This window comes from Pseudomonas sp. AM14(2022) (assembly GCF_036346455.1).
In the GTDB taxonomy this organism is placed as follows: Bacteria; Pseudomonadota; Gammaproteobacteria; order Pseudomonadales; family Pseudomonadaceae; genus Aquipseudomonas; species Aquipseudomonas putida_A.
This window is the reverse complement of the sequence record NZ_JAOTNY010000014.1, coordinates 81,858-107,662: the sequence shown is the minus strand read 5'-3', so window position 1 is coordinate 107,662 and position 25,805 is coordinate 81,858. Positions and strand designations below refer to the sequence as shown.

Sequence of the window (25,805 nt, the reverse complement as noted above, 5' to 3'; positions counted from 1 at the left end):
CGGGCTGGCGTTTTTTATTGCGTGACAGCCTCAGAGGCTCAGACGCATCGACAGGTCCACCGCCTTCACGTCCTTGGTCATCGCCCCGATCGAGATGTAATCCACGCCGGTTTCGGCGATCGGCAGCAGCGTGCTTTCGTTGATGCCGCCGCTGGCTTCCAGTTTGGCCTTGCCGCCATTCAGGCGCACGGCTTCGCGCATGTCATCCAGGCTCAGTTCGTCGAGCATGATGATGTCGGCGCCGGCAGTCAGCGCCTCCTTCAGTTCTTCCAGGCTCTCCACTTCGACTTCCACCGGTTTGCCCGGCGCGATCTTGTGCGCGGCGGCGATGGCCTGCGCGATGCCACCGCTGGCGGCGATGTGGTTTTCCTTGATCAGGAACGCGTCGTAAAGGCCGATGCGGTGGTTGTGGCAACCACCGCAGGTCACCGCGTATTTCTGCGCCAGACGCAGGCCCGGCAGGGTCTTGCGGGTATCCAGCAGCTTGACCTGGGTTTGCGCCACGAAGTCCGCCAGATATTGCGCACGCGTGGCCACGCCGGACAGCAGTTGCAGGAAGTTCAGCGCGCTGCGTTCGCCAGTCAGCAACGAACGGGCCGGGCCCTCCAGATGAAACAACGGCTGGTTGGGTTTGACCCGTTCACCGTCCCGTACCTGCCAGTGCACCGCGACGCGCGGATCGAGCTGGCGAAAAACCGTGTCGACCCACGCCGTGCCGCAGATAACCGCCTCGTCGCGAGTGATGATGGTGGCTTTGGCCAGACGTTCGGCCGGGATCAGTTGTGCGGTGATGTCGCCGCTGCCGACATCTTCGAGCAACGCACGGCGCACGTTGGCTTCGATTTCGGCGGTCAGATCGGCGAGACGTAGATTCGGCATAACGGGCTCCACAAACTAAGTGCGCCGATTATAGGGGCATGGCGAGAGCCAACCCAAGGCGAGAACGCGCGTGCCTGACTGCAGCTGGTCGATTTCCTGTGAGCAAAGCGCGGTTTTTCGTGGTCACTGCAAGGTGCGACAACATAGGGGAAACCCTGACGGCTATAGCGCCGGGGACAAGTTTTGCAAGATAATCCGCCTTGCATTTGACGTCATGGCTTTGACGCCGATGTGGGAGCGGGCTTGCTCGCGAAAGCGGTTTGTCAGTGACAGTTTTGGCGAACGACACACCGCTTTCGCGAGCAAGCCCGCTCCCACAGGGACCTGTGTTGTAACTGACCAGTGAAATCACCGTTTCAGGAGGCTTGGATGCACAACGACGGGAATGTAGTGCCTTTGCACAAGGCCGCTACCGATCAGGCGAATCATTCGCCGCTCGCCCGCCTGCCTGTGATTCTGCTTCAGGTCCGCGACAAGGCCGCCCAGCAACTGCGCCACGGCTTGCAGGAATTGTTTGATAACGCAGACGACACCCTGTTCGAAATGGCTGACCGGGCGCGTAATGACGTCGAACAGAACATCTTTTTCGAAGCCATGCGCGACCTGCGCCTCAAGCGCAAAAACATCGAACGGGGTTTTCTCGAGCAATTCTTCGAAGCCTTTGTCGCGCTGATTCAATACGAAGTCGTGCAACCCACATTGTCCGGCACGCTGATATTCGAGGATTCGGCACCGCGTACCGATGACATGGAGCGCAGCGTGGCGGTCGAGACCATGGTCGGGCGGGTGCTCAAGCGTGATGGCTTTGCTCTTGATCAACTGACCGCACGCCTCAACGTGTTGCTGGGCAAGGATTTCGATAACCAACACAACCCGCTCGGCCCGGCGATGCTCTGCGAGTTCTTTCTGCAGGCCGGACGTAACCTGGGCGTGGAGATCAAGGTCAAGCTGATCCTGCTCAAACTGTTCGAGCGCTACGTGCTGGCCGATACCGAGCAGTTGTATGCCGAAGCCAATCAATTGCTGGTCGCCACCGGCGTGTTGCCTGAGTTGAAACCGGCCCCCGCACGCCGCGCAATCGAGCGTGCGGCAGCAAGCATCAGCAGCGAAGAGAGTGACGAACCCGCGCCCGCCGACGAAGGCGTGCAGGAAGTCTTCGCCGCGTTGCAGGAACTGCTGCTGCACGTGCGCGGCAGTGTCGCGCCGACCCTGGAGCCGAGTGCGGCGGCGCAACCGATCAGCACCCGTGATCTACTGCGCCTGCTTTCACACTTGCAGCAATACGTCCCGGCACTGGCGGCGCAGGACGATTTCGATCTGCGCAATCAGCTTGAGCAGCTGCTGACGCGGGTCAGCGTCAGGAGCGGCAAATCACGCATTGTCGACGGCGCGGATGAAGACGTGATCAACCTGATCGCCATGGTCTTCGATTGCATCCTCGAAGACCGTAACCTCCCGGATTCGCTCAAGGCGTTGATCGCGCGTTTGCAGATTCCGATGCTCAAGGTGGCAGTACTCGACAAGAGTTTCTTCAGCCGCGGCAGCCACCCGGCGCGGCGCCTGCTCAATGAAATCGCCGATGCTGCCATGGGTTGGGGCGATTGCAATGGCGAGGCGCGTGACAGCCTGTATCTGCGCATCGAACAAGTGGTGCAGCGCCTGTTGAGTGACTTCGTCGACGACCCGGCGATTTTCTCCGAGTTGCTCGCCGATTTCCTGGCCTTCACCAGTGATGAGCGGCGGCGCAGCGAATTGCTCGAACAGCGTTTGCGCGATGCCGAGGAAGGGCGGGCGAAAACCGAACTGGCTCGGCAACGAGTCGAGCATGTGCTGAACCAGGCGTTGCTGGGTAAAGTCCTGCCGCCGTCGGTGGTGACCTTTGTGCGTGATGCGTGGAGCAAAGTGCTGCTGCTGACCTGCCTCAAACATGGCGACCACTGCGCTGAGTGGCAGGCCGATGTGCAGACCATGGAGCAATTGATCTGGAGCGTGCAGCGTCACGACGAGGCGGACGCCGGTCTGCAGTTGCTGGCGCTGGTGCCAGGGTTGCTCAAATCATTGCGTGATGGCCTGAGCAGTTCGGCGTTTGATCCGTTCGCCACCAGCGAATTTTTCAGCGAGCTGGAAGCCCTGCATGTGCGTGTGCTTGAACCGCTCACCGAGCAGCCGCCGGCCGATGCGCCGGCATTGGTGGAGGTGTCGCAGCACATCACCCTGCGCAGCGCTGATGAGGGCGCGATCGGCGTGAATGCCAGCGGCCTGGCGCATGACGACCCGGGGCTGCGTCAGTTGGAGCAACTGCGCCTGGGCAGTTGGGTGGCGTTCCAGGAAGACGATGAGCACAGCCTGCGCTGCAAGCTCGCAGCGATCATCGAAGCCACCGGCAAATACGTGTTCGTCGACCGCACCGGGATGAAGGTGCTGGAGCGCAGCCGCGTCGATCTGGCCCTCGAGTTCCGCTGTGGCGCGGTGCGGGCGCTGGATGACACCTTGCTGTTCGATCGGGCGCTGGAATCGGTGCTCGGCAATCTGCGGCGACTCAATCGCGGCAAGTGATCGCGCGCCGGGGGCCGATCACGGCATACTGGGCGTCAACACAGTCGGCGTTGAAGGAATCGGTATGCAGTTGGATCCCGCTAGCGGGTGGTGTCACGGGGTGCAGGTCTGCCCATCGCCCAACTTCAATGAACGCCCGGCGGGCGAAATTTCCCTGTTGGTGATCCACAACATCAGCCTGCCGCCGGCGCAGTTCGCCACGGGCAAGGTGCAGGAATTTTTCCAGAATCGTCTGGATGTCACCGAGCATCCCTATTTTGCAGGGATCGCCGACCTGCGCGTCTCGGCGCATTTTCTGATCGAACGTGACGGCAAGGTCACCCAGTTTGTCTCCTGTCTTGAGCGGGCGTGGCATGCGGGCGTGTCGATGTTCGAAGGCCGGGAAACCTGTAACGATTTTTCCGTGGGCATCGAGCTCGAAGGCACTGATGATCTGCCCTTTACCGATGCGCAGTATCAGGCGTTGATCACGCTGACGCGTCAGCTGCAAACAGCATTTCCGGCCATCACCGGCGCCCGCATCTGCGGGCACAGCGACATTGCACCCGGGCGCAAGACCGATCCTGGCCCGGCATTCGACTGGGCGCGTTACCGCGCAGCCCTGGCACAAGAGGAAGGACAATGAGTTTTCTGGTGTTACTGCTGGCGGTGTGGATCGAGAAGTTCTCGGCCCTGCGCCATCGGGTTCAACGCGATGGCGGATGGATCCGCGAACTGCACAAACTCGAAAGCAGCCAACGGTTGTCGAATCGACCATGGCTGGTGCTGACGATTCTGGTGTTGCTGCCGGTGGCACTGCTCGGCCTGTTGCTGTTGGTGCTGGAGCCCGTGGCGTACGGTTTGCTGGCCTTGCCGGTGCATTTGCTGGTGGTGATTTACGCCCTGGGCCGCGGTGATCTGCTCGGCGGCCTCGGGCCGTTTCGTGACGCCTGGCGTCGTGAAGACCTGCAAGCGGCCGCGCATGTGGCCAAGCGTGATCTGAACATCTGCGCCGACAGCGGCGAGCAGTTGCTGGACCGGGTTCAGGGTCACCTGTTGTGGCAGGCCTATCAGAGCTTCTTCGCGGTGATTTTCTGGTACTTCGTGCTCGGTCCGGTCGCGGCGCTGGCTTATCGCTTGCTCGCATTGGCGGAAGAACACAGCCAGAACCCGGCGCTCGCCGAACGTGCCGGACAGTTACGTCACGCCTTTGACTGGTTGCCAGTGCGCTTGCTCGCCGCCAGTCTGGCTCTGGTCGGCAATTTCGTCGCGGTCAGCCGGGTGATGTTGCATGAGCTGCTGAACTGGAACATCAGCGCCGCACACCTGATCAACAAGGTCGGGCTGGCAGCGGGTGAGATCCCGCCGCCGGTGGTCGGCCCTGAGGGCATCAACACCCTCGATTGCCTGTGGGAACTGCTGCTGCGCGCGGCGGTGTTGTGGTATGCCGGGTTTGCCTTGTGGACGGTGCTGATTCACTAAGAAATCCAAGTAAACACTTTGTGGCGAGGGAGCTTGCTCCCGCTCGGCTGCGCAGCAGTCGCAAATCATACAAACACGTTGTGAGTGATGAACAGCGAGGGTGGCTTCGCCACCCAGCGGGAGCAAGCTCCCTCGCCACAGTGGTCTTTGTCTCGCCCTGAAGTCGTTAACCTTAAGTTACAAAACCTCCCCTCGATTTGAGCTATACAGAGACAGCGCCCGATAGTGGCTATCTGCTGTCGCCCCGCGCCTGCCAATAAAAACAAGAAAAGCCAAGGGAGACTTCCAGTGAAGAGCTTGCTCTATCCCGCCGTCTCGCTGATGAACCGTCTGAGCTTCGGCATGAAGTTCAGCTTGATCAGCGTGCTGTTCCTGGTGCCGATGCTGGTGACCAATTTTTATCTGGTGCGCGATTCCTATCGTGAATTCCAGGGCACCCGGGTCGAATTGCAGAGCCTCGATCTGTTGGGCAGCAGCCTGAGCCTGCGCCGGGATCTGGAAACGCTGAACAATCTGGTGCAGATCAACGTCACCCTCGGCCAGTCCGGCAAAGCCGACAACCTCGAAGCGCAGATCAGCAGCCTGGAGAAATCCGTGCTGGCGCGCCTGCAAGGTCTGCAGGCGATGACCGACGATCCCGAACAGATCAAACTGTTCGACGGCAAACGCGATGAAATGATCAGCGCGTTCAAGGCCCAACAGGCGGAAAACTCTCTGCAAAGCAAAAGCGCGATGATCGGCAAACTGCTCGGCAATGCGCAGATCTTCAGCCAGATCGTCACCAGTCAGGCCGGTCTGAGCCGCGACAACCAGAGCGACATCCGCCAGCTCAGCGAGCTGCTCACCACTATCACTCCGGCCGTGACCCAGACTCTCGGCGAAGGTCGGGCCATCGGTTCGTATTCGTTGGGGCAGGGCTTTCTCAACAGTTCGTCGAGCAGCCGTTTCGACGAGTTGCTGGCGCAGATCGAAAAGCTCCAGGCCGAATACGCGCTGAAACTGGCAGACGCCCTCGACTCCAGCCAGGCTGCGCGCGTCAGCCTCAGCGCGCCGGCCGACAGCAGCAAGGCTTCGCTCAAGCAGGCCAGCGAACTGTTTGAGGCGAAAGTCGTGGTGGCCGAGACCCTCGATACCCCGTGGCAGGCGTTCTACGATCAGGTCTCCGGGCTGATGGCTCAGACCTACCAGCTCAATGACGCGACCCTGAAATTCCTCGATACCCAACTGCAGCAGCGCCTGGCGCAAAACCGCACGCACATGGTGTTGCAGGCGGTGGCGCTGGCGGTGGTGTTCGTGCTGATTTTCTATCTCTACGGCGGGTTCTACGCCTCGACTCGCACCACGCTCAAGCGCCTGGGCGCGATGATGGACAAGGTCGCGGCCGGTGACATGACGGTCAATTTCAAGGCCAACAGTCGCGATGAACTCGGCGAACTGGGTGAGGTGTTTAACGGCACCGTGAGGAAAATCCACGACCTGATCGAACGAGTCGGGCAGACCGTGGCTGAGGTCGAGCGCCAGGCCGGGCAGGTGGAAACTGTCTCGGCGCAAAGCAATCAGGCGGTGGCCGGGCAGCGCACGCAGATCGAGCAAGTGGCGACCGCGATGAACCAGATGTCGGCGACCTCGCTGGAAGTTGCACGCAGCGCAGCGGCAGCGGTGAGCAGCGCGCACAGCGTCAACGATGAAACCGTCAGCGGTCGTACACTGGTGGAGTCGCAGCAGGGCAGCATTGCTGCGCTGGCCAGTGAGATCGATCAATCGGTGCTGGTGATCAACCAGTTGGCCAGCGACAGCCAGTCGATCAGCCGCGTGCTGGAAGTGATCAAGAGCATTGCCGAGCAGACCAACTTGCTGGCGCTCAACGCCGCCATCGAAGCCGCCCGCGCCGGAGAGCAGGGCCGGGGATTTGCGGTGGTGGCGGACGAAGTGCGTACGTTGGCCAAGCGCACCCAGCAATCGACCGAAGAAATCGAACAGATGATCGCCAAACTGCATGGCGGCGTGGGTGCGGCGGTGAAAGCCATGGGCGTCAGCCATCAGATGGCCAACGGCACGGTCGGGCAGTCGGAAAAGGTCCAGCAGGCGCTGGAAAACATCCTCGGCGCAGTCGGCATGATCGTCGACCAGAACCAGCAGATCGCTGCCGCCGTGGAGCAACAGACTGCGGTGGCCCATGACATCGACCAGAACATCGTCGAGATCAATCGCGCCGGCGAGCGCACGGCCCAGGGGGCGCACCAGACGGAGGACGCCAGCCGAGCGTTGTCAGCGCAGGTGGTGGAACTGAAACAGCTGATCAGCGCGTTCCGCGTCTGATCGAGCGCGAATGCTGTAGGAGTGAGCCTGCTCGCGATAACGGTGTGCCAGTCAACTCAATGGTTGGCTGATACACCGTTATCGCGAGCAGGCTCACTCCTACAAGGGCGGTAATGTCAGAACATTTTGTAATGCATTGATGCTTACGCTTGTAAGCCAATTCCTGTTTTCTTTCGACGGCTGGCTTTTCGTCATTAATGAGCCAGTATCCGAGTTCTGCTGATTGCGTCGAGGAGGCCGCTCATGTCCGTTGCAACCCTGGGAATCCAGGGCCGTTGTGCTCATTGCCAGACCCTACAGGTACTCAAACCCTGGCAACTCAACGCCATCGCAATCAACGAACCGTTCACTTGCGCGCACTGCCAGGAAGCTCTGGAGCTGCGCTGCCCTAAACAGATCAAACGCTTCAAGTCCCTCGACTCGCTGGGATTGCTGCGCTTCAGCGCGTCGGTCACGGTGTGCACCGCGCTGCTGGTGGCGTTGGTCATGGAATGGATCGGGCTGCTCAGCGTGACTGAACAGTTGAATGCGTCGTTGATCGTGATTTTTATCTACTTCGCACTGGCACGCTTTGTCCGTCAACGTCAGCACATGACCTTGATTCTCGAAGCGGCCAAGGCCCACGGCGACTGATTACCAACCGAATACTTCGCAGCTGTTGGCAGTGCTGGCTACGGCCAGTTGCTGCGGGCTGACATTCATAAGTTGGGCCAACGCCTCGCAAATCGCCGGCAGGTGCGCGGGAGTGTTGCGCACACCTGGATACATCGCCGGCGCCATGTCCGGGGAATCGGTTTCGAGCACGATCGAATCCAGCGGCAACTCCGCCAGCACCCGATGCATGCGCAACGCCTGTGGCCAGGTCGGCGCACCACCCAGACCCAGTTTGAAACCGAGCTTGATGTATTCGCGTGCTTCTTCGCGGCTGCCGGCGAACGCGTGGATGATGCCCGCGCGCTTGAGCTTGAAGCGCTTGAGCGTGGCGATCACCGCGGCGTGGCTGCGGCGCACGTGGATCAGCGCCGGCAGTTCGAAGTCCGCTGCCAGTTGCAGCTGCGCCTCGAACAGCGCCTGCTGGTGTTCGCGGTCGAGGGTTTCGATGAAGTAATCCAGGCCGATCTCGCCCACCGCGCACAACTGTCGATGGCCGTGCAGCCGGGTCAGCCAGTCGCCGAGTGCGCTTAAAGCTTCGGGTTGATGCTGATCGAGGTACACCGGATGCAGACCGAATGCCGCGTACAGGTCGGCATCGCTCTGCACCAGCTCCCACACCCGTTGCCAATTGCCCTGATAAACCCCCAGCACCACCATCCGCCGCACCCCGAGGGCGCGGCTTTCGGCGAGCAACGCCGAGCGATCGGCGTCGAAGTCGGGGAAGTCGAGGTGGGTGTGGCTGTCGATCAGCTCCACGGTTCAGTCCCGGTGAATGCGCTGCTTGAAGGTCCGCGCGATGGCCTGCACGCCAGGCTTGTATTGCGCTTGCTCGACGGCGGCCAGCGCCAGTTCCAGCGCCTTGTCGGCGATCAACTGGTGCTGCTGGGCCATGGCGTTGACCGGCAGCGGCAGGAAGTCGAGCAACTGCGTGTCACCGAAGGTGCCCAGACGCAGCGGGCGGGATTTGAGCGGGAAGTCATGCAGCGCATCGAACACGCCCTGCAACAGCACGTAGGAAGTAGTCACCAGCGCATCCGGCAAATGCCCCAGGCGTTGCAGGAGTTCTTCCATCAATTGCTTGCCGCATTCGCGGCTGAAGGACTCGGCGTGCTCGATCAGCACTTCGCCTTTGAACTCGACCAGCGCCTGCTTGAAGCCCGCCGCACGTTCCTGACTGATGCTCAGCTCCGGACGCGCGCCGAGCAGCACGATCTGTTTCGGCTGCGGGTCGAGCAGGCTCTGGGTCAGGTGCAGGCTGGCTTCGCGGTCATCACTGATCACCGAGCAGAAGTGCTCGGGTTCCATGACCCGGTCGATGGCGATGATCGGCAAGCCCTTGGCCTGCAGTTGGCGATAGCTGTCGTCACCGGCCGGCAGGCAACTGGCGACGATCAGCGCATCGCAACGGCGCGCCTTGAACAGTTGCAGCAACTGGCGCTCGCTGTCCGGCGCATCGTCGGAGCTGGCAATCAGCAACTGATAGCCACGCGCCCGCGCGCCTTGCTCCAGCAGTTTGGCGATCCGCGCGTAACTGGGGTTTTCCAGATCCGGCAGAATAAAGCCCAACGTGCGGGTGTGCCGACTGCGCAACCCGGCCGCTTGCGGGTTGGGGGTGAAGCCGTGCTGTTCGACGACCGCACGCACCCGCTCGACCGTGGCGTTGCTGATGCGTTGCTGTTCGGCCTTGCCGTTGATGACGTAGCTGGCGGTGGTCACGGACACTCCGGCCAACCGCGCGATATCACTGAGTTTCAACCCGGGATTTCCTTGTTTTTTCGAGCTTGCCGCCACATTTTCGCCAATCCTACCCGATTCGGGCAGACGACTATTGTCGCAGCGCATCCGACAAGTTGGACTTCAAGGATGAGACATTATCGAGTAACGTGCCGATCAATCTAGATTAAACGTTTCAGCAAGCGTATTTTCTACGTTTTAGACGCCTTTGGCCGGTTCTGCCGTGAAACCGCCAAAACTGCCGCTGAAAAGCAGGCTGACCAGCGCCTAAGCTGAGACCATTCAAAACAATATCCTGGCGCATCCATGTGCCAAAAAGGAGATCGCATGCTCGAGCTCACTATAGAGCAGATATCCATGGGCCAATCGGCTGTGGATAAACCCGCCGCCCTGCAACTACTCGCCAATCATCTGGTGGCCGATGGCCTGGTCGCCGATGGCTACCTCGCCGGCTTGCAGGCCCGGGAAGCCCAGGGCTCGACCTTTCTCGGCCAGGGTATCGCCATCCCCCACGGTACGCCCGAGACCCGCGATCAGGTATTCGCCACCGGCGTGCGCCTGATGCAGTTTCCCGAGGGCGTGGATTGGGGCGATGGTCAGATCGTTTATCTGGCGATCGGCATCGCCGCCAAATCCGACGAGCACCTGCGCCTGCTGCAACTGCTGACCCGCGCCCTCGGCGAGACCGATCTGGGTCAGGCCCTGCGTCGCGCCAGTTCTCCCGAGGCGCTGCTGAAACTGCTGCAAGGCGCGCCACAGGAACTGGCGCTGGATGCGCAGATGATCGGCCTCGGCGTGTCGGCTGATGATTTCGAAGAACTGGTCTGGCGTGGCGCGCGTCTGTTGCGTCAGGCCGATTGTGTGAGCAACGGTTTTGCCGGTGTGTTGCAACAAGTCGAAGCCCTGCCGCTGGGCGATGGCCTGTGGTGGCTGCACAGCGAGCAAACCGTGAAGCGCCCGGGCCTGGCGTTCGTCACCCCGGACAAACCGATGCGTTACCTCGGCCAGCCGCTCAGCGGTCTGTTCTGTCTGGCCAGTCTCGGCGAGGCGCATCAGGCGCTGCTTGAGCGTCTGTGTGCGTTGCTCATCGAAGGGCGCGGCCATGAATTGGGCCGCGCCACCAGCAGTCGTAAAGTCCTCGAAGTGCTCGGTGGCGAACTGCCGGCCGATTGGCCGAGCGCTCGCATTGCCCTGGCCAACGCCCACGGTCTGCACGCACGTCCGGCGAAGATCCTTGCGCAACTGGCGAAGAGTTTCGACGGTGAAATCCGTGTGCGCATCGTCGACAGCGCGGACAGCGCCGTGTCGGTAAAAAGCCTGAGCAAACTGCTGAGCCTCGGCGCGCGGCGTGGTCAGGTGCTGGAGTTGATCGCTGAACCGAGCATCGCCGCCGACGCCTTGCCCGCATTGCTGGCCGCTATCGAAGAAGGCCTTGGCGAAGAAGTCGAACCGCTGCCGGCCGTGAGTCAGCAACGCGAAGTCATTGCCGATATCGCCGAGGTGCTGATCGCCCCGGCATCCGGCGCGCAGTTGCAGGCGATCCCGGCGGCACCGGGTATCGCCATTGGGCCTGCGCACATTCAGGTGCAGCAGGCGATCGATTACCCGTTGCGCGGCGAGTCCGCCGCCATTGAACGCGAGCGCCTCAAGCAAGCGCTGAGCGATGTGCGCAGTGACATTCAGGGCCTGATCGAACGCAGCAAGGCCAAGGCCATCCGCGAGATCTTTATCACCCACCAGGAAATGCTCGACGACCCGGAACTGACCGACGAAGTCGACACCCGTCTCAAGCAAGGCGAGAGCGCCGAAGCGGCGTGGATGGCGGTGATTGAAGCAGCGGCCAAACAACAGGAATCGCTGCAGGACGCGTTGCTCGCCGAGCGGGCGGCGGACCTCCGTGACATCGGTCGCCGGGTGCTGGCGCAACTTTGCGGCGTACAAACGCCGAACGAGCCGGAGCAACCGTACATTCTGGTGATGGATGAAGTCGGCCCGTCCGATGTGGCGCGGCTCGATCCGGCCCGTGTGGCCGGGATTCTCACCGCTCGCGGCGGCGCCACCGCGCACAGTGCAATCGTCGCCCGTGCTCTCGGAATTCCTGCGCTGGTCGGAGCTGGCGCTGCGGTGTTGCTGCTGGAACCGGGCACGCCGTTGCTGCTCGACGGTCAGCGCGGTCGCCTGCACGTCGACGCCGATGCCGCGACCCTGCAACGCGCCGCCGAAGAACGCGACACCCGCGAGCAGCGTCTCAAGGCTGCCGCCGAACAACGCCATCAACCGGCGCACACCACTGACGGTCACGCCGTGGAAGTGTTCGCCAACATCGGTGAAAGCGCCGGTGTCACCGCCGCAGTGGAGCAGGGTGCCGAGGGCATCGGCCTGCTGCGCACCGAACTGATTTTCATGGCTCACCCGCAAGCGCCAGACGAAGCCACTCAAGAAGCCGAATACCGCCGCGTTCTCGATGGCCTCGCCGGGCGGCCGCTGGTGGTGCGCACCCTTGATGTCGGCGGCGACAAACCGCTGCCATATTGGCCGATCGCCAAGGAGGAAAACCCGTTCCTCGGCGTGCGCGGCATTCGCCTGACCTTGCAGCGTCCGCAAGTCATGGAAGCGCAGCTACGCGCCTTGCTGCGTTCGGCGGACAACCGTCCGCTGCGGATCATGTTCCCGATGGTCGGCAGTGTTGAAGAGTGGCGTCAGGCCCGCGACATGACCGAGCGTCTGCGCCTGGAAATCCCGGTCGCGGACTTGCAACTGGGGATCATGATCGAAGTACCGTCCGCTGCATTGCTGGCGCCGGTATTGGCCAAGGAAGTCGACTTCTTCAGCGTCGGTACCAACGACCTGACGCAATACACCCTGGCCATCGACCGTGGTCATCCGACGCTTTCGGCCCAGGCTGACGGCCTGCACCCGGCGGTGCTGCAACTGATCGACATCACCGTGCGCGCCGCACATACCCATGGCAAATGGGTCGGCGTGTGCGGCGAGCTGGCGGCGGATCCGCTGGCGGTGCCGGTGCTGGTCGGCCTCGGTGTCGATGAGCTGAGCGTGTCCGGTCGCAGCATCGCCGAGGTCAAGGCGCGCATCCGCGAACTCAGCCTGACCCAGGCGCAAACCCTTGCTCAACAAGCCCTCACCGTGGGCAGCGCGAACGAAGTGCGTGCATTAGTGGAGGCCCTGTAATGGCCAAGATTCTCACCCTGACCCTCAACCCGGCGCTGGACCTCACGGTCGAGCTGCCACGCCTGGAGGCCGGTCAGGTCAACCGCAGCGACGAGATGCACACCCACGCCGCAGGCAAAGGCGTGAACGTCGCCCAGGTACTCGCAGACCTCGGGCATCAACTGACGGTCAGCGGCTTTCTCGGCGAAGACAATCTGCAAGCCTTCGAGACTTTGTTCGCCAAGCGCGGCTTTGTCGATGCGTTCATTCGCGTGCCGGGGGAGACGCGCAGCAACATCAAGGTCGCCGAGCACGACGGGCGCATCACCGACATCAACGGCCCGGGGCCGGTGGTCGACGCGACGGCGCAGCAGGCGTTGCTTGAGCGTCTGCTGCAGATCGCCCCGGGGCATGACGCGGTGGTGGTCGCCGGCAGTCTGCCGCGTGGCGTCAGCGCGCAGTGGTTGCGTGAGTTGATCGAACGCCTGAACGGTCTCGGCCTGAAAGTCGCCCTCGACAGCAGTGGTGACGCCTTGCGCGCGGCCATTGAAGGGCGTCCGTGGCTGATCAAGCCGAACACCGAAGAACTCGCCGATGCGCTCGATTGCGATGTGGTTTCGCACGCCGCCGAAGCTCAGGCTGCGGCGTGCCTGCACGCCAAGGGTATCGAGCACGTGGTGATCTCCCATGGCGCCGACGGTGTGAACTGGTTCAGCGTCGGCTCGGCGCTGCATGCCACGCCGCCCAAGGTTACGGTCGCCAGCACAGTGGGTGCCGGTGACTCGTTGCTGGCCGGCATGCTCCACGGTCTGCTCAGTGCCGACACGCCCGAGCAGACCCTGCGCACGGCCACGGCGATTGCCGCGATGGCGGTGACGCAGATCGGTTTCGGCATCAACGATGCGGCGCAACTGGCGCAGCTCGAACAGGGCGTACGCGTGCGTCCCCTGACAGAACAATAAGAGGGTTTGTCATGAAATTAGCCATTGTCACGGCCTGCCCGAACGGCATGGTCACCAGTGTGCTGTGCGCCCGTCTGCTGGACGCGGCTGCCCAGCGTCAGGGCTGGAGCACCAGCGTTGAAGTGGTCGATGCGGCGCACCCGGAGCGCGAATTGTCGGCTGCCACCATTGAAGCGGCGGAGTGGGTGTTGCTGGTCGCCACCGGTGACGTCGACATGCGCCGTTTCGTCGGCAAGCGCGTGTTCCGCATTGCCCCGGCGCAAGCGCTGCAGGATGTCGAAGCGGTGCTGCGCCGTGGTGCGCAAGAGGCCGAAGTTTACCTCGCCAGCGAAGCCGTCCCGGTTGCCGCTGCGCAACGTGCCCCGCGCATCGTCGCCATCACTGCGTGCCCGACGGGTGTTGCCCACACCTTCATGGCGGCCGAGGCGTTGCAGCAGACGGCCAAGCGTCTGGGCTATGAACTGCACGTCGAAACCCAAGGCTCGGTCGGCGCGAAAACCCCGCTCAGCGCAACGGCGATTGCCGAGGCTGACGTGGTGTTGCTGGCGGCCGACATCGAAGTCGCCACCGAGCGTTTCGCCGGCAAGAAAATCTACCGTTGCGGCACCGGCATTGCCCTCAAGCAATCCGAAGCGACGCTGAAAAAAGCCCTCGCCGAAGCTCAGGTGGAGAGCGCTGCGAGCGACGGCAAGGCGCCGGCCAAGCAAGAGAAAACCGGCGTTTACAAACACCTGCTGACCGGTGTTTCGTTCATGCTGCCGATGGTGGTGGCCGGGGGGCTGATGATCGCCTTGTCGTTCGTCTTCGGCATCACCGCGTTCAAGGAAGAGGGCACGCTGGCGGCGGCGCTGATGCAGATCGGCGGCGAGACCGCGTTCAAGCTGATGGTGCCGCTGCTCGCCGGGTACATCGCCTACTCGATCGCCGACCGCCCGGGCCTGGCGCCGGGGATGATTGGTGGCTTGCTCGCCAGCACGCTGGGGGCAGGGTTTATCGGCGGGATCGTCGCCGGTTTCATCGCCGGTTATGCGGCCAAGTTGATCAGTCGTTACGTGGCATTGCCGCAGAGCCTCGAAGCGCTGAAACCGATTCTGATCATTCCGTTGTTCGCCAGCCTGTTCACCGGGCTGGTGATGATCTACGTGGTCGGTAAACCGGTTGCCGGGATGCTCGCGGCGCTGACGCATTTTCTCGACAGCATGGGCACCACCAACGCGATTCTGCTCGGCGTGTTGCTCGGCGGCATGATGTGCGTCGACCTCGGCGGGCCGATCAACAAAGCCGCGTATGCCTTCTCGGTGGGGCTGCTGGCTTCGCAGAGTTATGCACCGATGGCCGCGACCATGGCCGCCGGCATGGTCCCGCCAATCGGGCTGGGCATTGCCACGTTCATAGCCCGCCGCAAGTTCGCCCAGACCGAGCGCGAGGCCGGTAAAGCGGCGCTGGTGCTGGGGCTGTGTTTCATCTCCGAAGGGGCGATTCCGTTTGCCGCGAAAGACCCGCTGCGGGTGATTCCGGCGAGCATCGCCGGTGGTGCATTGACCGGTGCCTTGTCGATGTACTTCGGCTGCAAACTGATGGCACCGCACGGTGGCTTGTTTGTGCTGGCGATCCCGAATGCGATCAATCATGCGTTGCTGTATCTGCTGGCGATTGTCGCGGGGAGTTTGTTGACTGCCGTTGTCTATGCGACGGTCAAGCGCCCTGAAGCCGTTGAGTTGGCGCTGGAACCCGCCAAAGCCTGACACTGCAACACCCCTGTGGGAGCGGGCTTGCTCGCGAAGGCGTCGTGTCAGTCGATATCTTTTTAACTGATACACCGCTTTCGCGAGCAAGCCCGCTCCCACAGGGGGGATGTGCTGTCATGCCGGATTCATCATCCCGTGCTTAAGTTTTCCTTTTTTCAGGGAGAACACGCATGAGCGATTTCAATCCGGGGCGTCGGCGGGTCATGCAGGTGGTCGGTGCCGGGCTGCTGATGCCGGGGCTGGCGCCGGCGGTGATCGCGTCGGTAAAGGATCGGCCGCAACTCACCGACGGCGTGCAGTCCGGCGACTTGCAAGGCGACCGCGCGATGATCTGGAGCCGCAGCGATCGCCCGGCTCGGATGGTGGTCGAGTGGGACACCCGTAGCCAGTTTCGCCACCCGCGCCGAGTAGTTTCGGCACTGGCCGATGCGCGCACCGACTTCACCGCCCGCGTCGAACTCACCGGGCTGCCCGCTGATCAGGCGATTTTCTACCGGGTGTATTTCAAGGACGCACAATCCGGCGTCGCCAGCGAGCCGTGGCTCGGCCATTTGCGCAGCGCTCCGAAGGCGCGGCGCAATATCCGTTTCGTCTGGAGTGGCGACACCGTCGGCCAGGGCTTCGGCATCAATCCGGACATCGGCGGCATGCGCATCTACGAATCCATGCGCCTGCGCCTGCCGGACTTCTTTATCCACAGCGGCGACACCATCTACGCCGACGGCCCGGTGCCGGCACAACTGACCACCGAAGGTGGACGTATCTGGCGCAACCTCACCACCGAGGCCAAGAGCAAAGTCGCGCAGACCCTTGACGATTATCGCGGCAATTATCGCTACAACCTGATGGACGAAAACATCCGCCGTTTCAACGCCGAAGTCCCGCAGATCTGGCAGTGGGACGACCACGAAGTGGTCAACAACTGGTCGCCAGGCAAGCAGCTCGACGAGCGTTATCAGGAAAAAGATATCCACACCCTGGTCGGCCGCGCGCGCAAGGCCTGGCTGGAATATTCGCCGATGCGTTTGCAGGCGGCCGACGGCGGCGGGCGAATTTATCGCAAGCTCAGCTACGGGCCGATGCTCGATGTGTTTGTGCTCGACATGCGCAGTTATCGCGGGGCCAACGACGACAACCTCGGCGCGGCGAAACCGTTTTTGGGGCGCGAGCAACTGGACTGGCTCAAGCGTGGCTTGAAGCACTCCAAGGCGCAGTGGAAGGTGATCGCCGCCGACATGCCGATCGGCCTCGGTGTGCCCGACGGTGAAGTCAGCCCGGGTGTGGCGCGCTGGGAGGCGGTGGCCAACGGTGATCCCGGCCCGGCTCAGGGACGAGAGCTGGAAGTCGCCGAGTTGCTCGGTTTTCTGCGCGCGCAGCAGGTGCGCAATTTCGTGTTCCTGACTGCCGACGTGCATTACTGCGCGGCGCATCACTACCACCCGGAGCGCGCGGCGTTTCAGGATTTTGAACCGTTCTGGGAATTTGTCGCCGGGCCGCTGAATGCCGGGAGTTTCGGTCCTAATCCGCTGGACAAGACCTTCGGCCCGGAAGTGGTGTTCCAGAAGGCCCCACCCACGCAGAACGCTTCGCCGTTTGCCGGCTTTCAGTTCTTTGGCGAGGTGAACATCGAAGGGCAGAGCGGGGAGATGAGTGTGGTGTTGCGGGATTTGAATGGGGTAGCGGTCTTCGAGCAGAAGTTGCAACCCGTCTGATCGTCAGGCCCTGCAGTCGAGCTATTATTGTTCTTAATTAATAGCTCGGACTTGAAGTTTTTGTCTATGCAGAGATGTTGACTTAAGTTGCAGTTTTAGTTTTTATTTGTTCAGTTTTTCTTGTCGCTAAGAATAAAAAGAGGTTGGTGTTTGTAGGGGCTCATAGTTGAGAGTTTTTGGTTGTATGGATGGTTTTTTAAAATGTGCTGATGAGTTTTTTGCGGGCGGAAAGATAGAGAGTGTAAACCCGCAAAAATAATGCATATTTTTTGCGGGGTTATGGTTTACTCTCGAAGCGCTACGGAGACTTTTGAAACTTGACGTGTACTAATATGTTTAATAGTTGCGACGTCTGGGGAGAAAAGGGCTAGGTTCACCCCGTCGCCTACGGAGCTTCTATACATTACACCGTCATAACCACATACTTTGACAAATTCGCATAGAAATTGGCTGGGGATATAGTCAAACGCAGCAGCTCTCGGCAGAACTGGGCGCGTCAGTTCTTTTCCTAGTTGCTCAAGAAATTCAAGGTCACTACGCAGCATAGACACTTCTACTTCATCAGGAAGTAGAAAGGGTGAAATTGTGCTTCTCGGATGTCTGAGATCTACAATTTTTAGATTTTGGGGGATTTCAATCTCGGCGATACAGGCTTCCTCACCTGTATGGGGTCTGATTTCGGATACTGCTGTGATTGATGTAGAAGCTAAGTATAAGTAAGGGATGCCCGCGGGGTTGGCCCTTCCATGTGATGCCAGATGCTTAGGTGGGGACATCATCTCTTTTGGGGGGAACGGGTTCGAATCACTTTGTATTCTTGCTCGAAACCATGGTGATTGAAGGTCAGAGTTTGGAAGTATCAAGAAGCCAAAAAGTCTTTTGAGGCGTTCGAGATTGATTTCGGTTTCTGGGAAATATCGATTTTGATGCATTAGCTCTTGTCGAAGGTCCGCCCAGCGCTGTAGAGCATCGTCTGATACCGCAGCCTCTGAGGGACGATACTTATACCTAACAAATTCTCCATCATCTAATATGTCGCTTAGAAGCTCTTTGGTGTGAGCGTTGTCCATTTGTTCATGGCTGAACATGCCCCAGTCATTTTTTAATAATTCTACTATCCCTCTGCCGTTGGTGTCCTTTACGTAGATTCCAGTAAGCAGTTCAAAATGCTCTCGCAATTCTTTTGGTGGTAGAAGTGGTTGATCTTGGGAGAAGCAATAATTGCATGTTCCTTTTTTATCGGAATGTAGAAGAAATACATTGTTTTGTAGATGCAAATCTCCGATGCATCTGGGGCAGCAATAAGTATCCATAATCACTGTCCTCGAAAATAATTGGCCATAACCTCAAGGTGATGCTGCATTGAAAGCTTTTTAACATATCCCAATCCAGGGAAGTGACCGCGTCGGTGTAAGTCTATAAACTCATCAATAGCTCGAGATCTGAAAATTTTTGTCCCGCGTCGAGACGCTTCATCTGTAAGCTTCTGTAAAGCTTCAGAAAATTTACCTGCTGGATCCGTGGGGGTTTCAAATCGATCTGATTTGAAATGATGAATATACATGCCGTTATCTTGATCGTCATCAATGAAAGTCAAGTGAATGGCCACAGCATAAGCCGGGCCGCCACTATCGGAATATTCATCACCTACGATGAGAAAGTCACCGAATCCATTGCCACCTTCATCCTCGTAAGTAATATGTAAGTCAGAGAAGAACTCTATAGGCGGATGTAAACGATTGGCACGTTTCTCAAATCCATCTCTTATTAATATTTTTTCGGAATCATTGAAGTGGCGTTGATAAAGCTTTCCATTATGTCTTTCAATAAATGCATGTGCGCAGTCTATATTTCTGCTCAGCTCCGCTATACGGCGACCATCGTTAAATCCGGCATGAATAAATAAAATTCTGCGCTCATTGAGCCGTTCGATGAGAGTTTCTATTTCTTCTGGATCTGAATTTTCGGTTAGTAAGATGCCTGCGAAGACACTGGCGTCGTGCTCATATTTTGTATTCAGGAATTCTAAGATAGTGACCGGGCTGTTTGATAGATCTCCATATTCCGGATTGACAATCAGTGCTACTTCACCGTTTGATTCGAGCACTGAATCAATGGACCTTGCAAGGCCGTTCAATGACTCTTTTACAGGTTCGATGATTGGTAAAAAACCTGCCTCTGCCATCAAATTGGCACATTCGCGTATCACAATAAGGTCATACTGTTTTCCACGAAAATACGGGTAGTACATATCCTTTTATCCCCAGTTTAAAGCTTCCGTTATAGGTGTTTTTATTGCGTTCATTAGATTTTTTTGGCCGTGCTCTTTATAAGGAGTTGTTAAGCCAAAAAAACGGAGCGAAGCAGGAATCGTTTTGATGGAGTCGGCTTGTGATGCTAGATTTCTAGTCGACTTCAAAACTTTAAGCATTTCATCGTGAACAGATGTAGACGGAATATTCTTGAACTTCTCGACTAGGGCCGAATAAATCATAGTATTAGGGAGCTTTGGAACCTCGATTTCCATCCGTGTCAAAATTTCTATGGCTTCCTTTTGTGTAATAGAATTCAAAATAGATACGGATTTTGTTCGCTCTGGATCATTAATCCCTTTTCGGATTTTAGATATTTGATATCTTTCTGTAAGTACTGATATTCCTACGAAATCAGGAATGCAAGAGTTGACAGTTTTTAAGTGTTTTTCTGCACAAAGCACTGTAACTTCTGCAAAAACTTCGCCGTATGAAGCTACTTGAATGGGTAGCCTGTCAAGTCGATCGCGTTCGGATTTTATTTCATATGCTATGGATGTACCGTTCAGCATTACTAAGTCAGCTTTGTTGTTTCCAATTCTGAATTCGTGTAGTAATGCTGCAGTTTTCAATGAGTGTGCTCCCAAAAGAACTTTTTGAGTTACTGCAGCTTTGTAAATGTACTCATTTCTGAAGGCGGTTTTCTTTAATAAGGAGAATGCTTTGTCTAAGAATTCTCCAACACTCAGGTTGCAATGCTTAGTATCTAAGTTTAGTTCTTTTATTAAACGAGCCATCATTGGGGAGTGGCCAGTTTTTACTAGTTGATGAAAAACAGCTGCCGAAAAAATCCGTGCGATAGCCGCCTGCTCATGGCTCTCAATTTGCTTCACAGATTTCCACATAAGCCCTTCTTCAAAGTCATTAACCCCAAACACCTTTGCTCTCATTCGCATCCGATCAGGTCGGAGCGTTACCTGGGGCGCAGTATAAAGCTTCTTTTTGATCCAAGCTCACATACCGATTTCTACGATGACGGATTCGTCAACTTCCCAAGAAATCTACGGTTTCAATGCTGTCGCGGCCACTAAATCTGCTGATTTGCTGCAGAAAATGCAGATTGGAAAAAACGCCACGGGAATGCGCGGCGATTTTTTTAGAGCTAGACGCGACCCTAATCAGTTCTGACTCTACGCATTTCTGGCAGAAGAGTAGTAAGAGGACGCTTGAGACGTCAATAAACATCCCGGCGATAGCGGCCCTGTTCGATCAGACGTTCGACTTCGGCGGTACCGAGGATGTCGTTGAGTACCTGATCGACGCCAGAAGCCATGCCCTGCAGGCTGCCGCAGATGTAGATCACCGCACCGTCAGCCAGCCATTTCTTCAGTTCGTCAGCGGATTCGCGCAGACGATCCTGCACGTAAATCTTTTGCGCCTGATCCCGCGAAAACGCCAGGTCCAGCCGCGCCAGATCACCATTGATCAACCACTCTTCCAGCTCCGCCCGGCAGAGGAAATCGTACTGACGATTGCGCTCGCCGAACAGCAGCCAGTGACGCTGCTGACCGTCGGCGATGCGTGCTTTGAGCAGGCTGCGCAATCCGGCGAGGCCGGTGCCGTTGCCCAGCAGAATCATCGGCACCGGTTCGTTTGGCAAGTGGAAGCCACTGTTGCGCCGCACGCGCAGGCTGATGCTGCCGCCCACGGGCGCATGCTCGGTCAGCCAGCCGGAGCCGATGCCGAGGCTGCCGTCGCTGTGTTGTTCCTGACGCACGATCAGTTCCAGCACGCCGTCGGCGGCAATCGAGGCGATCGAGTATTCGCGCATGCCCAGCGGCACCATCGCATCCACCAGCGCTTGCGCATGCAGGCCGACCAGATGCGCGCGATGCTCGGGCAACTGGCGGCTGGCGAGGGCGATTTCCAGTGGCTCTTCGAGGCCGTTGATCTTCACCGTGGTTTCGCCACGAATGCCGAGGCCGTCGAGGAAGTGTTCGATGGCCCACGGGCAGTTGCGCGGCAGCACTTCCACCAGATCGCCGGCCAGCCAGCTGCTGGTGCTCGGCGCTTTCAGGCCCAGCAGGTACACCGGCGCGCCGCTGCTGTCGGGGTTCATCAGTTCGCGGCTGACCAGCGTCCAGTTGTCGTAGCTCGACGCTTGCCAGGTGTCGACCGGCGCTTGTCCGGTCAGCTGTCCGAGCTGGGTTTGCCAATGACGCAGGGCGTAGGGGTCGCCGCTGTCGACTTCGACCGGAGCGAACAGGGTCTTGCCGCCGTGCTCGCCCAGCCACTGATGCAGGCGTCGGGCGAAACCGCAGAAATTCTGGTACTGGCGGTCGCCGAGGCCCAGCACCGCATAGTTCAGGCCGTCGAAGCTTGCAGCGTTGCTCAGCACTTTGCGCTCGAAACCACGCGCGCTGTCCGGTGCTTCGCCGTCGCCGAAGGTGCTGACCACGAACAGAGCGTTACTCGATTCACGCAGATCCTGCGCGCTGACGTTCGCCAGCGGCTGCACCTTCACCGGCAACCCGGCGGCTTGCAATTGCCCGGCGGTCTGCCACGCCAGTTGCTCGGCAAAACCGCTCTGGCTGGCGAAACCCACCAGCCATGCCGGTGCATCAGCGGCCGGTGCCTGAAGACCTTTGCGCGTGTCCTGAATCTGCTTTTTCTTGCGCCGGCGATCCAGATACAGCAGCCATCCGGTGATGAAAAACAGCGGCATGCACACGGCGGCGAGGGTGACAATGATTCGTCCGACCAGACCGAAATAGCTGCCGACGTGCAGCGCGTAAATGCTGGTCAACAGCTGCGCCTTGAAGCTCTTGTCAGCGTAGCGGTCGACACGTTTGACCACGCCAGTGGCCGGGTCGAGGGTGATCTGGTTCAGCGCGCGATCATGCGGCGAGCTGTCGAGCAGGTAGAACACGGTCGCCGGTTGCCCGGCCACTGGCGGCATGCGGATGTTGTAGGCCGACAGGCCCGGGCCGGCCGCGCTGTAGATGCTGCTCCACATCGCCGCATAGTCGGCGGTCGGTGCCGGACCTTCTGGCGCGGGGCCGCGACCGCCGCGCACACGCTCGTTTTGCGGCGCGTCGGAAAGCAGTTTGGTCAGGCCTTTGTTGTACCACTCGTACGACCAGGACAACCCGGTCAACGCCAGCAGCAGATACACCAGCAGGCACCAGGTGCCGGCCACCGAGTGCAGATCCCAGTTGAAGCTGCGGCCCTTTTTCTTCCAGTCGAGGGTCAGCCACACGCGCCAGCTGTTCCACTGGCGTGGCCAGCGCAGATACAGCCCGGAGAGGCAGAAGAACAGCAGGATCAGGGTGCAGGCGCCGGTGATGTTGCGCCCGGTATCGCCCATGGCGAGAAAGCGGTGCAGTTGCAGCATCAGGCCGAAGAAGTCCTGGCCCACGGCATCGCCCATGAACTCGCCGGTGTACGGGTCGAAGTAGCGCATCTCGCCACGGCGTTCGCCTTTGGGCGGGGTGAAGTAGACGCGCGCGGCGTTGCCGCTGTCGGTCTCGACCCAGAGCATCCCGACTGTCTTGCCGGAGTTCGCTTCGATGTGTTCCACCAGTTCGACTGGAGGCAGGACGCCAGCGACCTGTTTTTCCACCTGCAACACCGACGGGTTCAGCGCCCGCAGGATTTCGTCCTGGAACGAATAGGCGGCACCGGTAATGCCCATCAGGGCCAGCACCAGCCCGGCAGTGATGCCGAAAAACCAGTGCAACTGGAACAGGGTTTTCTTCAACACGTCGCTCGCCTTGTCCGTTCGAAAATTGTCATCACGGCGCGCATTATGCCGTGGGTTGTCGAGAGCTTCTTTGATTACGCACAAAGGCCCCGTTCAATCTAATGAACGGGGCCGGATCTGCTGATTGCATTAACTGTAGGAGGGGGCTTGCTCCCGAATGCGTCGTGTCAGTCGATATCTATTTCACTGACACATCGCCTTCGCGAGCAAGCCCGCTCCCACATTTACCGCATCAATCAGAAGTGGAAGTTGGTGCTCAACAGCGCCGTACGGCCCGCGGCCTGGTTGGCGAAGTGGGTCGAGAAGGCTTTGTCGTAGTAGGTTTCATTGGTCAGGTTCTGCACGTTGAGTTGCAGGTCGACGTTTTTGCTCAGCTTGTAGGCGGCCATCGCGTCGTAACGTACATAGGAATCGACCATCGTGGTGTTGGCCACGCTGCCGTAGACGTCGTCGACGTAGAACGCGCCGCCACCGAGGGTCAGCTTCGGCGTGACCTGATAAGTGGTCCACAGGCTGGCGCTGTTTTTCGGCGTGTTGGGCAACTCGTTACCGTTGTTGATTTTGTTGGCTGGCAGGTCACCGCCGTCCACCTGTTCGCTGTCCATGTAGGCGTAGCCGGCGAACACTTGCCACTTGTCAGTGATCTTGCCGCTGGCCGACAGCTCGATACCTTGCACGCGGGTCTTGCCGGCGTTCTCGTAGGAGGTGGTGTCGACTTGTACGCGAGCGTTTTCTTTCTCGGTGCGGAAGATGTCAGCGGTCAGCGACAGGCGATCGTTCAACAGATCCCACTTGGTGCCGATTTCGTAGTTCTTGGTGGTTTCCGGCTCCATGTCGCTCTTGAGCAGGTTGCCATTGCGATCCGGGGTGCCACCCAGCGGGTTGCCTTCCTGGCCTTCGCCGAGGGTGTTGCCCGGTGGTGTCGCGGAAGTCGCGTAGGAGGCGTAGATGCTGCCGTTCGGTGCCGGTTTGTAGACCACGCCGAACTGACCGGTGACGAATTCGCTGGTGTCATCACCCTTGGAGGTGGTGGTGCCGGCGTTGTTGTAGGTCTTGTAGTCGGTGTCGAAGTGGTCGTAACGCAGGCCCATGTTCACCAGCCACTGCTCGGACAACTCCAGGGTGTCGAACGCATACAGCGCGTAAGTGTTGGCCTTGGTGTCGGTGCCGGCGTAGTTGCGCGAGATCGCGCCGTTCCACGGATCGTTCGGGTTCGGGTTCGACAGCGAGGTGCAGTTGTAGCCGCTCGATGCGCCAATCATCGACGGGGTGCAATTGGTGGTCGCAGCGCTGGTGCGCGGCGTGGTGTCAGTGTTGACGTTGTACGAGGACTTCTGGCCTTCCTCGCGGGTGTATTCGACACCGGTGGAGAAGCTGTTCTTGAAACCGGCGACGTAGAAATTGCCGAACAGATCAGTCTGGTTGGTGGTGGTCTCGGTGTTGCTGACCCGCGTGTTGGCACGGCGCCAAACGCTGCCATTGTTGACGTTGCCCTTGCTGTCGTCCGGCTGGGTCAGGATGTAATCCTGCATGCTGGTGCCGTGGCGCAGGGTGTTCTTGATGGTCAGCGAGTCGCTCAGGTCATGCTCGATGGCGAAGGTCGCGGTGTCGGTGCGGCCCTTGCGGAAGTCGCGATCCAGACCGTAGAAGTTGCTGTGATCACCACCGGCGTACGGCTTGTCCGGGTTGGACTTGGTGCGTGCTGCCGAACCGCCGGCCGGAATGGTATAGGGAATGCCCGAGTCCGGGGTGTCGTTGCTTTCCAGATGGTAGTAGTCGAGGTTGACGCGGGTGTCGGTACCCAGGCCAAACGCCAGGGACGGCGCGATACCCCAGCGATCGTAGTCGACCTTGTCGCGACCGGCGACATTGCTCTCGTGGCTCATCAGGTTCAGGCGGCCGGCAGCGGTGTCGCTGAACTGGTAGTTGCCGTCCAGGGTGTAACGCTGGGTCTGGTCGGAACCCCAGGTGAAACCACCATCAAACGAATTGCCCAGGTGCGCTTTCTTGCTCACCAGGTTGATGCTGCCGCCGGCTGCGCCACGACCGCCGATGGCGGAGTTCGGGCCTTTGCTGACTTCAATGTTTTCTACGGCGAAGATTTCGCGACTCTGCGAACCGGTGTCGCGCACGCCGTCGAGGTAGGTGTCGCCCTGGGCGTCGAAACCACGAATGAACGGACGATCGCCCTGCGGGTTGCCGCCTTCACCGGCACCGAAGGTGATGCCCGGCACGGTGCGCAGCGCGTCCTGCATGTTCAGGGCGCCGGTGTCTTTCAGGACTTGTTGCGGAATGACGGTGACCGAGCGCGGCGTGTCGACCAGCGGTGCGGTGTACTTGGGCGAGGAGGCTTTTTCGACCTGGTAGGACGTCGAGTCCTGCGCTTCGCCGGTGATGGCGGTAGCGTCCAGAGCGATGGCATTGCCGGACGCTTTGCTGTCGGTCTTTTCCGCGGCGAAGACCATGTGGCCAGCAGAGCCGGCGGTGATGGCAACACCAATGGCCGAAGCAAGCAAACGTGGTGAACTGACCGGCAATTGAACCTGTTGACGTGACATTTTAATTCCCCTCCCCAAGGATTTGAGGTCGCGGAATAT

General features: G+C 59.5%; 17 protein-coding genes and 1 pseudogene. 10 read left to right on the top strand and 8 right to left on the bottom strand.

Annotation, left to right across the window (positions count from 1 at the left end):
• Window positions 1-30: 30 nt before the first annotated feature.
• Window positions 31-879, bottom strand: a complete 849-nt coding sequence (gene nadC, locus V3W27_RS23570) for a carboxylating nicotinate-nucleotide diphosphorylase (RefSeq protein ID WP_027610785.1) — start codon at window positions 877-879, stop codon at window positions 31-33.
• A 369-nt stretch (window positions 880-1,248) separates the two neighbouring features.
• On the opposite strand from nadC, the gene V3W27_RS23565 reads away from it, so the two are divergent.
• The 6 genes and pseudogenes from V3W27_RS23565 (at window position 1,249) to V3W27_RS23545 (ending at window position 7,848) form a co-directional block, all read left to right on the top strand.
• The gene (locus V3W27_RS23565) at window positions 1,249-3,435 is read left to right on the top strand and encodes a DUF1631 domain-containing protein (protein WP_330207674.1); all 2,187 of its coding nucleotides are present in this window, start codon (window positions 1,249-1,251) and stop codon (window positions 3,433-3,435) included.
• A 64-nt stretch (window positions 3,436-3,499) separates the two neighbouring features.
• Window positions 3,500-4,060 carry a 1,6-anhydro-N-acetylmuramyl-L-alanine amidase AmpD gene (ampD, locus tag V3W27_RS23560; RefSeq protein ID WP_330207673.1) on the top strand — a complete coding sequence of 187 codons (561 nt, stop codon included), beginning with the start codon at window positions 3,500-3,502 and terminating at the stop codon, window positions 4,058-4,060.
• Window positions 4,057-4,896 carry a regulatory signaling modulator protein AmpE gene (gene ampE / locus V3W27_RS23555; protein WP_330207672.1) on the top strand — a complete coding sequence of 280 codons (840 nt, stop codon included), beginning with the start codon at window positions 4,057-4,059 and terminating at the stop codon, window positions 4,894-4,896. The genes ampD and ampE overlap by 4 nt, the downstream gene beginning before the upstream one ends.
• A 321-nt stretch (window positions 4,897-5,217) precedes the next feature.
• Window positions 5,218-6,309: pseudogene (locus tag V3W27_RS28280) on the top strand (methyl-accepting chemotaxis protein); the annotation flags it as partial.
• Complete coding sequence (locus V3W27_RS28275) at window positions 6,286-7,215, top strand: methyl-accepting chemotaxis protein (protein WP_442962675.1); 930 nt, start codon at window positions 6,286-6,288, stop codon at window positions 7,213-7,215. The pseudogene V3W27_RS28280 and the gene V3W27_RS28275, both read left to right, overlap by 24 nt.
• A gap of 243 nt (window positions 7,216-7,458) precedes the next feature.
• Window positions 7,459-7,848, top strand: coding sequence for a hypothetical protein (locus V3W27_RS23545; protein ID WP_097090476.1), 390 nt, complete (start codon window positions 7,459-7,461; stop codon window positions 7,846-7,848).
• Here V3W27_RS23545 and V3W27_RS23540 read toward each other — a convergent pair whose 3' ends face one another.
• Together V3W27_RS23540 and cra are read right to left on the bottom strand one after the other, a co-directional pair.
• Window positions 7,849-8,625: a TatD family hydrolase gene (locus V3W27_RS23540; RefSeq protein WP_330207670.1), complete on the bottom strand. Its 777-nt coding sequence runs from the start codon at window positions 8,623-8,625 to the stop codon at window positions 7,849-7,851.
• A gap of 3 nt (window positions 8,626-8,628) precedes the next feature.
• The gene (cra, locus tag V3W27_RS23535; RefSeq protein ID WP_330207669.1) at window positions 8,629-9,624 is read right to left on the bottom strand and encodes a catabolite repressor/activator; all 996 of its coding nucleotides are present in this window, start codon (window positions 9,622-9,624) and stop codon (window positions 8,629-8,631) included.
• 306 nt (window positions 9,625-9,930) lie between these two features.
• Here cra and ptsP point away from each other — a divergent pair, with 306 nt between their 5' ends.
• The 4 genes from ptsP (at window position 9,931) to V3W27_RS23515 (ending at window position 17,193) form a co-directional block, all read left to right on the top strand.
• A complete protein-coding gene (ptsP, locus tag V3W27_RS23530; protein WP_330207668.1) occupies window positions 9,931-12,792 on the top strand; it encodes a phosphoenolpyruvate--protein phosphotransferase in 2,862 nt (953 codons plus the stop codon).
• On the top strand, window positions 12,792-13,733 hold the full coding sequence (gene pfkB / locus V3W27_RS23525) for a 1-phosphofructokinase (protein WP_330207667.1): 942 nt from the start codon (window positions 12,792-12,794) through the stop codon (window positions 13,731-13,733). The genes ptsP and pfkB overlap by 1 nt, the downstream gene beginning before the upstream one ends.
• An 11-nt stretch (window positions 13,734-13,744) precedes the next feature.
• Complete coding sequence (locus V3W27_RS23520) at window positions 13,745-15,478, top strand: PTS fructose-like transporter subunit IIB (protein WP_247267929.1); 1,734 nt, start codon at window positions 13,745-13,747, stop codon at window positions 15,476-15,478.
• Window positions 15,479-15,651: 173 nt separating this feature from the next.
• Window positions 15,652-17,193 (top strand): alkaline phosphatase D family protein, encoded by a 1,542-nt coding sequence (locus V3W27_RS23515; protein ID WP_330207666.1) that lies wholly within the window; start codon window positions 15,652-15,654, stop codon window positions 17,191-17,193.
• Window positions 17,194-17,477: 284 nt separating this feature from the next.
• Here V3W27_RS23515 and V3W27_RS23510 read toward each other — a convergent pair whose 3' ends face one another.
• The 5 genes from V3W27_RS23510 to V3W27_RS23490 all read right to left on the bottom strand — a co-directional run bounded on the left by V3W27_RS23510 (window position 17,478) and on the right by V3W27_RS23490 (window position 25,766).
• On the bottom strand, window positions 17,478-18,506 hold the full coding sequence (locus V3W27_RS23510; RefSeq protein ID WP_330207665.1) for an RES domain-containing protein: 1,029 nt from the start codon (window positions 18,504-18,506) through the stop codon (window positions 17,478-17,480).
• 2 nt (window positions 18,507-18,508) lie between these two features.
• Window positions 18,509-19,444: a sce7725 family protein gene (locus V3W27_RS23505; RefSeq protein WP_330207664.1), complete on the bottom strand. Its 936-nt coding sequence runs from the start codon at window positions 19,442-19,444 to the stop codon at window positions 18,509-18,511.
• A 6-nt stretch (window positions 19,445-19,450) separates the two neighbouring features.
• Window positions 19,451-20,395, bottom strand: a complete 945-nt coding sequence (locus V3W27_RS23500; RefSeq protein WP_330207663.1) for a sce7726 family protein — start codon at window positions 20,393-20,395, stop codon at window positions 19,451-19,453.
• A gap of 284 nt (window positions 20,396-20,679) precedes the next feature.
• The gene (locus tag V3W27_RS23495) at window positions 20,680-23,208 is read right to left on the bottom strand and encodes a sulfite reductase flavoprotein subunit alpha (protein WP_330207662.1); all 2,529 of its coding nucleotides are present in this window, start codon (window positions 23,206-23,208) and stop codon (window positions 20,680-20,682) included.
• A 236-nt stretch (window positions 23,209-23,444) separates the two neighbouring features.
• On the bottom strand, window positions 23,445-25,766 hold the full coding sequence (locus tag V3W27_RS23490; RefSeq protein ID WP_096795326.1) for a TonB-dependent receptor: 2,322 nt from the start codon (window positions 25,764-25,766) through the stop codon (window positions 23,445-23,447).
• Window positions 25,767-25,805: the final 39 nt, after the last annotated feature.

Bases quoted from the DNA above. Each gene is read 5' to 3' on its own strand.
- V3W27_RS23565 (WP_330207674.1), top strand. From the start codon at position 1,249: ATGCACAACGACGGGAATGTAGTGCCTTTGCACAAGGCCGCTACCGAT.
- ampD (WP_330207673.1), top strand. From the start codon at position 3,500: ATGCAGTTGGATCCCGCTAGCGGGTGGTGTCACGGGGTGCAGGTCTGC.
- V3W27_RS23510 (WP_330207665.1), bottom strand. From the start codon at position 18,506: ATGGATACTTATTGCTGCCCCAGATGCATCGGAGATTTGCATCTACAA.
- V3W27_RS23545 (WP_097090476.1), top strand. From the start codon at position 7,459: ATGTCCGTTGCAACCCTGGGAATCCAGGGCCGTTGTGCTCATTGCCAG.
- V3W27_RS23520 (WP_247267929.1), top strand. From the start codon at position 13,745: ATGAAATTAGCCATTGTCACGGCCTGCCCGAACGGCATGGTCACCAGT.
- V3W27_RS28275 (WP_442962675.1), top strand. From the start codon at position 6,286: ATGACGGTCAATTTCAAGGCCAACAGTCGCGATGAACTCGGCGAACTG.
- V3W27_RS23500 (WP_330207663.1), bottom strand. From the start codon at position 20,395: ATGAGAGCAAAGGTGTTTGGGGTTAATGACTTTGAAGAAGGGCTTATG.
- ptsP (WP_330207668.1), top strand. From the start codon at position 9,931: ATGCTCGAGCTCACTATAGAGCAGATATCCATGGGCCAATCGGCTGTG.
- V3W27_RS23515 (WP_330207666.1), top strand. From the start codon at position 15,652: ATGAGCGATTTCAATCCGGGGCGTCGGCGGGTCATGCAGGTGGTCGGT.
- nadC (WP_027610785.1), bottom strand. From the start codon at position 879: ATGCCGAATCTACGTCTCGCCGATCTGACCGCCGAAATCGAAGCCAAC.
- ampE (WP_330207672.1), top strand. From the start codon at position 4,057: ATGAGTTTTCTGGTGTTACTGCTGGCGGTGTGGATCGAGAAGTTCTCG.
- V3W27_RS23490 (WP_096795326.1), bottom strand. From the start codon at position 25,766: ATGTCACGTCAACAGGTTCAATTGCCGGTCAGTTCACCACGTTTGCTT.
- V3W27_RS23505 (WP_330207664.1), bottom strand. From the start codon at position 19,444: ATGTACTACCCGTATTTTCGTGGAAAACAGTATGACCTTATTGTGATA.
- pfkB (WP_330207667.1), top strand. From the start codon at position 12,792: ATGGCCAAGATTCTCACCCTGACCCTCAACCCGGCGCTGGACCTCACG.